Genomic DNA, 7,643 nt, shown 5'->3' with positions numbered 1-7,643 from the left:
CCGGCGGCTGGGGGGGGGGGGGTTTGTCCCCCCGGCTTTTCTGGGCTTACATATTTACAACCCGTTAGTTGAGGCCCCCCCCCCCCCCCCCCGGCGGGGGGGGGGGGGCCCCCCCCCCCGCCCCCCCCCGCCCGTCCCCCTCCGCCCCCACCACGGCGTCGCCCAGGGAATCCCATCGCCATGTTCCGCTTCCTCATCCGCCGGATACTCGGCGCAGCGGTGATCCTGCTGATCATCAGTGCCATCACCTTCTTCCTCTTCTATGTCGCTCCGCGTGACCCCGCCCGGGTCGCCTGCGGCAAGGTCTGCACGCCACAGACTCTGGCGCTGGTCAAGCACAACCTGGGGATCGACGATCCGCTGCCGGTGCAGTACTGGCACTGGCTCGAGGGCGTCTTCGTGGGCCGCGACTACACGTCCTTCGGACACTGCAACGCGCCCTGCCTCGGCTACTCGTTCATCAACCGCGAGCCTGTCCTCGGCATCATCCTGGACCGCTTCCCGACCACGATCTCCCTGGCCCTGGGCAGCGCGGTCGTCTTCTTCGTCTTCGGTGTCGGCACCGGCATGATCGCCGCCGTCAAGCAGGGCAAGGCGCTGGACAAGATCGCGTCCTCGGCCTCGCTGGTCGGCTCCTCGCTCCAGATCTACATCGTCGGCATCGTCGCGATGTTCTACCTGTCGGACGAATGGCACATCTTCGCCCGTCCGAACGACACCTCGGGCATCACCGAGGACCCCGTGTCGTGGTTCACGGGTCTGCTGCTTCCGTGGTTCGTCCTGGCGATCATCTTCACCGCCAACTACACCCGTATGACCCGCTCGCAGCTGGTCGAGACGCTGAGCGAGGACTACGTGCGCACCGCCCGCGCCAAGGGCCTCGCCTGGCGCACGGTGTTCTTCCGGTTCGCCTGGCGCGGTGCAATGGGCCCGATCGTGACGATCCTCGGTCTCGACCTGGGTTCGCTGCTCGGCGGTGCGGTCATCACCGAGCAGACCTTCGGTCTGCACGGCATCGGCGCCGTCTCGGTGAAGGCCGTGAAGGACAACGACCTGCCGATGCTGCTCGGTGTCGTCCTGGTGGCCGCCGGCGCGATCGTCATCTTCAACATCGTGGTCGACGCCGTCTACGCCCTCATCGACCCGCGCGTCCGCCTCGCTTAAGGAGAGAAACCATGAGCACCCCCTTCCTCTCCGTCCGCGACCTGCGCGTGCACTTCTCCACCGAGGACGGCGTGGTCAAGGCCGTCGACGGCCTCTCCTTCGATCTGGAGAAGGGCAAGACCCTCGGCATCGTCGGCGAGTCCGGCTCCGGCAAGTCGGTGACCAACCTGGCCATCCTGGGCCTGCACAACCCCGAGCGCACCGCCCTGGAGGGCGAGATCCTGCTCGACGGCCAGGAGCTGCTGACCGCGTCCGAGCGGACGCTGGAGAAGCTGCGCGGCAACAAGATGTCCATGATCTTCCAGGACGCGCTGGCCTCCCTGTCGCCGTACCACACGGTCGGCGCCCAGATCTCCGAGACGTACCGCAAGCACACCGGCTGCTCCAAGAAGGAGGCCCGGACGCGCGCGATCGAGATGCTGCGCCGCGTCGGCATCCCGCAGCCGGACGTCCGGGTGGACGAGTACCCGCACCAGTTCTCCGGCGGTATGCGCCAGCGCGCGATGATCGCCATGGCGCTGGTCTGCGACCCCGAGCTGCTGATCGCCGACGAGCCGACCACGGCCCTCGACGTGACGGTCCAGGCCCAGATCATGGACCTGCTCAAGGACCTCCAGCAGGAGTTCGGCACCGCCATCATCTTCATCACCCACGACCTCGGTGTGATCGCCGACATCGCGGACGACGTGCTGGTGATGTACGGCGGCCGGTGCGTGGAGCGCGGCACCAAGAAGCAGGTGCTCCGCGCCCCCGACCACCCCTACACGGTGGGCCTGCTGAACTCGATGCCGAGCCTGAACGGCCCGGTCGACGTGCCCCTGACGCCGATCCCCGGTTCCCCGCCCTCGCTGCTCAACCCGCCGACCGGCTGCCGCTTCCACCCGCGCTGCGCCTTCGCGGACCAGGTGGAGGGCGGCCTGTGCTCCAGTGAGCGGCCGGTGCTGGAAGTGGTCGAGGGCCGTGGCTCCGCCTGCCACCTCACCGCGGAGCAGAAGCGGACGCTCTTCGCCGACCTCGCCGAGACCCGGCACAACTGACGGACAGCAGACGGGACTTCACCATCATGAGCAACACGAACCCCCTCCTGGACGTCTCGGGGCTGACCAAGCACTTCCCGATCAAGGGCGGCTTCCCGATCCGCCGTACGGTCGGCGCGGTGCAGGCCGTGGACGGCCTGGACTTCCAGGTGGCCGAGGGCGAGAGCCTGGGTCTGGTCGGCGAGTCGGGCTGCGGCAAGTCGACCACGGGCCGGCTGATCACCCGGCTGCTGGAGCCGACCGGCGGCAAGATCACCTACCGCGGCCAGGACATCACGCACGCGGGTCGCAAGGAGCTGGCGCCGATCCGCTCCGAGATCCAGATGATCTTCCAGGACCCGTATGCCTCGCTGAACCCGCGGCAGACGGTCGGCAAGATCATCTCCGGGCCGATGGAGATCAACGACATCAACCCGGAGGGCGGCCGCGAGAAGCGCGTCCGGGAACTCCTGGAGATCGTCGGTCTCAACCCCGAGCACTTCAACCGCTTCCCGCACGAGTTCTCCGGCGGCCAGCGCCAGCGCATCGGTGTCGCCCGCGCGCTGGCCCTGAACCCGAAGCTGATCGTCGCCGACGAGCCGGTCTCGGCCCTCGACGTGTCGATCCAGGCCCAGGTCGTGAACCTCCTCCAGGAGGTTCAGAAGGAAATGGGCATCGCCTTCGTCTTCATCGCCCACGACCTGGCGATCGTGCGGCACTTCTCGCAGCGCGTCGCGGTGATGTACCTCGGCAAGATCGTCGAGATCGCGGACCGCGAGGACCTGTACGAGAACCCGCGCCACCCGTACACCCGGGCGCTGCTGTCCGCCGTGCCCGAGGCCACGGTGGACGAGGAGCCGCGCGAGCGGATCCGGCTGGTCGGTGACGTCCCGTCGCCGATCAACCCGCCGTCGGGCTGCCGCTTCCGCACCCGCTGCTGGAAGGCGACGGAGAAGTGCGCGACCGAGGCGCCGCAGCTGGTCCAGGTGACCGGCAACAAGGCCGGCCACCTCACGGCGTGCCACTACCCCGAGACGCAGGAGACCGTCCCCGCGCCCCGGGAGTCCAAGGACCGCCTCTCCAAGGACCTCGCCTGACACCCAGGTGTCTCCATTAGCCCCTTATGGCGAAGCGGAATTCGAGGGCCCGTGCCACGCAGTTGCGTGGCACGGGCCCTCGAATTCTCTGGGCAGTTTCTACTAATAGATCTCCCAAAGGTCCCTGTTACCCGCCACCCTCTTGCCGCAGATCACCTTTCCAGAGATCACCTTGAGGTAGCCGCACACCGGGTTCGCCACGACCGTCTTGTCGTGTGGGTTGGTAGACGTGACCCCCCACCCGTTGTGGGTGATATCGGCGTCATTGCAATCCTTGACCGTCACCGACTTCTCGTGTCCGTTCCCGCTCGTCAAACACGTGAGGCCGGGTATCGCGTCAGCCATGGTGACGATGTACTGCCCGGCTCGCCCCCAGTACTGACTTCTCACCTTCGCGCACTTGACCTGGGTGACCGCCTTACCATCCCCGTTGTACTTGAGGCAGGTTCCCGTAGTGACGTTCCTGAGCCGGAACTGGGCAGCACCCGCCTGCGCCGGCGAAGCAGTCCCCACCACACCCAACATGACGGACGCCGCAGTCGCGCAAGCGACGGCACAGGACTTGAACGCGATTCCCATGAACTCCCCGTTTCACAGATTCCGACCTGGACGGGCCGACCGAATGATCCAATCACTCCCTGCATCAGGTCGGTCACTCACTTGAGGAAGACCTGAGCTTTCTCCCTACTGCGGGCCTGAGTGATGACCCCTCAAGAAGTGTCCCGGAAACTGACGCACCGTTCAGCAACGTGTGTCAGACTGCCGCGGTGCCGGACCATGTCTTCACGGATCTCACGCTCGCCGCGTTCTACGACAGCCTCAACCCCTGGGGCCCGGACGACGACTTCTATCTCGGGCTGGTGCGTCGGGCCCGCTCGGTGCTGGACATCGGGTGCGGCACCGGGCGGCTGCTGCGGCGGGCCCGGGCCGAGGGGCACCGTGGCCGGCTGACCGGGCTCGATCCGGCCGCCGCCATGCTCGTACAGGCACGCCGGGCCCGGCCGGACGTCGAGTGGGTCCTCGGGGACGCGCGGGTGCGCCGGTGGGAGGGGGAGTTCGACCTCGTCGTCATGACCGGGCACGCCTTCCAGGAGCTGGTCGGGGACGAGGAGATCCGCCGCTGTCTGCGGGCGGCCCGGGAGGCGCTGGGCGAGGACGGGCGGTTCGTGTTCGAGACCCGCAACCCGGCCGCCCGCGCCTGGGAGCGGTGGACTCCCGACCGGGTGCACGAGTTCGGGGCCGGAGACGGCCGCACCGTACGGGTGTGGCACGAGGTCCAGGAGTGGGAACCCGGCGCCGGCCGGGTGCGGTTCACCGAGACCTACGACGCCGACGGCTGGCCGGCGCCCCGGGCTTGCCACAGCGTCCTGCGGTTCCTGGACCCGCAGTCCCTGGCCGGCTTTCTCGGCGAGGCCGGGCTGGCCGTGGTCGAGCAGTACGGCGACTGGGCGCGGGGCCCGGTCACCGCCGCCGCGCCCGAGATCATCACGGTGGCCCGGCGCGCTTGAGTACGCCTACTCATGCCTCCCGGGCCCCGGGCGCCGCAGAGTGGGGGGCGGAGGTGTGCGGATGCGGAGGACACGGGCGGCCGCAGGGCTGCTGGCGCTGATCCTGGCGGGGCTCGGCACCGGGTGCTCGGTCGAGCCGTCGGTGCAGGACCTGCGCAACCAGGCCGAGTCACCCGAGGCAAAGTCCCACCGGGCGGCCGCGGAGCGGCGGATCCACGCCCTGGTCGCGCGGCTGGGCGCCGTCGAGGGGCTGGAGCACATCGGGACGCGGCTCACCGACACCTGCTACCAGCCGCACAGCTCGCTCTTCGACAGCGACCGGTCGTCGAACTCCCTGGAGTGCCGGATGGGGGCCGTCGCCTATTTCGGCGTCCGGGGCCGGATCACCGACGTACTCCCCCGCCTCCGTGCGGCCCGGATCGCCGCCTGGGGGCCCCGGGACGCCACCGGGGACGAGGTGCCCAGCGCGACGGGCACCGTGTCCTTCGCCCTGGACTACTACCGCGAGCACGGCCGCTTCCAGGACGGCACCCGAATGCCCGCCCCGGTCCTCAGGGCTCCGGGGCTGTCCGTCGACTGGGACCGCCCGGGCGCGCCCGGGCCGCACCGCCTCGCGGAGCCCGCCGCGTGCTCCCGCCCGACCCGGTTCACCCTCCACGAGCGCTGCACCACCACCCCGCGCAGCCCCCTGTCCCTGACGGCCGCCCGAACCCGCTACGGCACCCTCCTGAGTCTCACCGTCGACGACTCGGACTCCCCCGAGCCCACCTACTACACGGCCCGCCGGAGCGGTCTCTAGCCGCCGGTGCCCTCCTCCCCCTGCTCCACGGCGGTCAGGGCCGGGTCCAGGACGATGTCCTCCTCGCGGGCCGTGGTGGTGGGCTCCTCCGGGAAGTGGCAGGCGGTCAGATGGCCCTCCTGGTTGCCGGATATGCGCTCCAGCGGCGGCTCCTCGGCCGCGCATCGATCCCGGGCCTTCCAGCAGCGGGTGCGGAAGCGGCAGCCCGAGGGCGGGGCGATGGGGGACGGGACGTCGCCGGCCAGCCGGATCCGCTCGCGCGGCTCCTCGTCCGCCGTCAGCTCCGGTACGGCGGACAGCAGGGCGTGGGTGTAGGGGTGGCGCGGGCGGGTGTAGAGGGACGCGCGGTCGCCCATCTCGACGATCTTGCCGAGGTACATCACCGCCACCCGCTGGGAGAAGTGCCGTACGACGGCCAGGTCGTGGGCGATGAACAGGAACGCGATGCCCAGGTCCCGCTGCACCTGCTGGAGCAGGTTGACCACCTGGGCCTGGATCGACACGTCGAGGGCCGAGACCGGCTCGTCGGCGACGATCAGCTTCGGGTTCAGGGCCAGCGCGCGGGCTACACCGATGCGCTGGCGCTGACCGCCGGAGAACTCGTGCGGGAAGCGGTTGAAGTGCTCGGGGTTGAGACCGACGATCTCCAGGAGTTCCCGGACGCGCTTCTCGCGACCGCCCTCGGGTCTGATCCCGTTGATCTCCATCGGCCCGGAGACGATCGTGCCGACCGTCTGGCGCGGGTTCAGCGACGCGTACGGATCCTGGAAGATCATCTGTATCTCGGAGCGGATCGGCGCCAGTTGTCTGCGCGTCGCATGGCTGATGTCCCGGCCCCGGTACGTGATCGTGCCGGCCGTCGGCTCCAGCAGCCGGGTGATCAGCCGGCCCGTGGTCGACTTGCCGCAGCCCGACTCGCCGACCAGGCCGAAGCTCTCCCCGGCGCGCACGGTCAGATCGATGCCGTCGACGGCCTGCACCCGGCCGACCGTACGGCGGACGGGGAAGCCTCCCTTGACCGGGAAGTGCTTGGTCAGCCCGGAGACCCGCAGCAGGTCCTCTTCCATGGTGTCCCTCCTCACGACAGCCGCACCCGCGGGTCGATGAAGGCGTACGTCGCGTCGACGACGATGTTGAAGAGCAGGATCATGCTGGCGGCGAACAGCATCACCCCGAGCAGCAGCGGCAGATCACTGAAGAGGACCGCCTGGACGGCGAGTTGGCCGATGCCCGGCAGGCCGAAGGTGTACTCGGTGATGATGGCGCCGCCGAACAGGGAGCCGAGGTCGATGCCGAAGATGGTGACGATCGGGATGAGCGAACCGCGCCAGGCGTAGCGGAAGAAGACGTACCGCCGGGACATGCCCTTGGCGCGGGCGGTGCGGACGTGTTCCTCCTGGAGCTGCTCGATCATCGAGGACCGCGCCATCCGGGTGTACTGCGCGGCGAAGATCGTGGAGAGCACGGCCCAGGGGATGAGCAGGCCGGTGAACCAGCCGACGGGGTCGTGGGTGAACTCGTTGTAGGCGGGCTTGGCGAACCAGTGGGTCTGGTAGACGAACACCGCCAGCACCAGCGGGCCGAGGAAGTAGATCTGGAGCGAGCTGACGACCATGGCGCCCGCGGTGGCCGTCTTGTCGATCAGCGTGCCGCGCCGCCAGGCGGCCAGCAGCCCGGTGCCGAGGCCGACGGCCAGGAAGCACACGGCCGCGCCCAGGGTGAGCGAGACGGTGGTGGGCAGCCGGTCCGTCAGCGTGCCCCAGACCTGCTCGTCGGTGTGGTACGAGTAGCCGAAACAGGGCGCCGGGCACGGTCCCTGGGCGAAGCTGTCGCTGCCCAGGAACACGTTGTGCAGGAAGATGCCGTACTGCTCGGTGAGCGGCTTGTCCAGGCCGAGCACATGGTGGATGTTCGCGAGGCTGCCCGGATTGCAGGTCTTGCCGCACATCAGCAGCGCCGGGTCCCGGGGCACCCCGAAGAACAGCGCGAACGTGACGATGCTCAGCAGGAACAGGATGACGACGGCGCCGATGACCCGGCGGACGAGGAAGCGCAGCAC

The 7,643-nt window shown here is 69.2% G+C and carries 8 protein-coding genes; 5 read left to right on the top strand and 3 right to left on the bottom strand.

Annotated features, from left to right (window positions below):
- Window positions 1-180: 180 nt before the first annotated feature.
- Genes ACWCV9_RS31930 through ACWCV9_RS31920 form a run of 3 tightly spaced genes read left to right on the top strand, consistent with a single transcriptional unit; the run spans window position 181 to window position 3,277 of the window.
- Window positions 181-1,164, top strand: coding sequence for an ABC transporter permease (locus ACWCV9_RS31930; RefSeq protein WP_450791788.1), 984 nt, complete (start codon window positions 181-183; stop codon window positions 1,162-1,164).
- Window positions 1,165-1,175: 11 nt separating this feature from the next.
- Window positions 1,176-2,201 carry an ABC transporter ATP-binding protein gene (locus ACWCV9_RS31925; protein ID WP_450791786.1) on the top strand — a complete coding sequence of 342 codons (1,026 nt, stop codon included), beginning with the start codon at window positions 1,176-1,178 and terminating at the stop codon, window positions 2,199-2,201.
- Window positions 2,202-2,227: 26 nt separating this feature from the next.
- Window positions 2,228-3,277 (top strand): ABC transporter ATP-binding protein, encoded by a 1,050-nt coding sequence (locus tag ACWCV9_RS31920; RefSeq protein ID WP_450791784.1) that lies wholly within the window; start codon window positions 2,228-2,230, stop codon window positions 3,275-3,277.
- A 102-nt stretch (window positions 3,278-3,379) separates the two neighbouring features.
- Here ACWCV9_RS31920 and ACWCV9_RS31915 read toward each other — a convergent pair whose 3' ends face one another.
- Entirely contained in the window at window positions 3,380-3,856 is a 477-nt protein-coding gene (locus tag ACWCV9_RS31915) for a ricin-type beta-trefoil lectin domain protein (RefSeq protein ID WP_450791782.1), read from the bottom strand.
- Between the two features lie 188 nt (window positions 3,857-4,044).
- Here ACWCV9_RS31915 and ACWCV9_RS31910 point away from each other — a divergent pair, with 188 nt between their 5' ends.
- Together ACWCV9_RS31910 and ACWCV9_RS31905 are read left to right on the top strand one after the other, a co-directional pair.
- The gene (locus ACWCV9_RS31910) at window positions 4,045-4,785 is read left to right on the top strand and encodes a class I SAM-dependent methyltransferase (protein ID WP_450791780.1); all 741 of its coding nucleotides are present in this window, start codon (window positions 4,045-4,047) and stop codon (window positions 4,783-4,785) included.
- Window positions 4,786-4,846: 61 nt separating this feature from the next.
- A complete protein-coding gene (locus tag ACWCV9_RS31905) occupies window positions 4,847-5,584 on the top strand; it encodes a hypothetical protein (RefSeq protein WP_450791779.1) in 738 nt (245 codons plus the stop codon).
- On the opposite strand, the gene ACWCV9_RS31900 is transcribed toward ACWCV9_RS31905, so the two are convergent.
- Window positions 5,581-6,651, bottom strand: coding sequence for an ABC transporter ATP-binding protein (locus ACWCV9_RS31900; RefSeq protein WP_450791777.1), 1,071 nt, complete (start codon window positions 6,649-6,651; stop codon window positions 5,581-5,583). The genes ACWCV9_RS31905 and ACWCV9_RS31900 overlap by 4 nt on opposite strands.
- A gap of 11 nt (window positions 6,652-6,662) precedes the next feature.
- The gene (locus tag ACWCV9_RS31895; protein ID WP_450791776.1) at window positions 6,663-7,643 is read right to left on the bottom strand and encodes an ABC transporter permease; all 981 of its coding nucleotides are present in this window, start codon (window positions 7,641-7,643) and stop codon (window positions 6,663-6,665) included.

It is taken from the genome of Streptomyces sp. NPDC001606 (assembly GCF_053596835.1).
The sequence above is the reverse complement of the archived record's forward strand: the minus strand, read 5'-3'. Positions and strand labels throughout refer to the sequence as shown.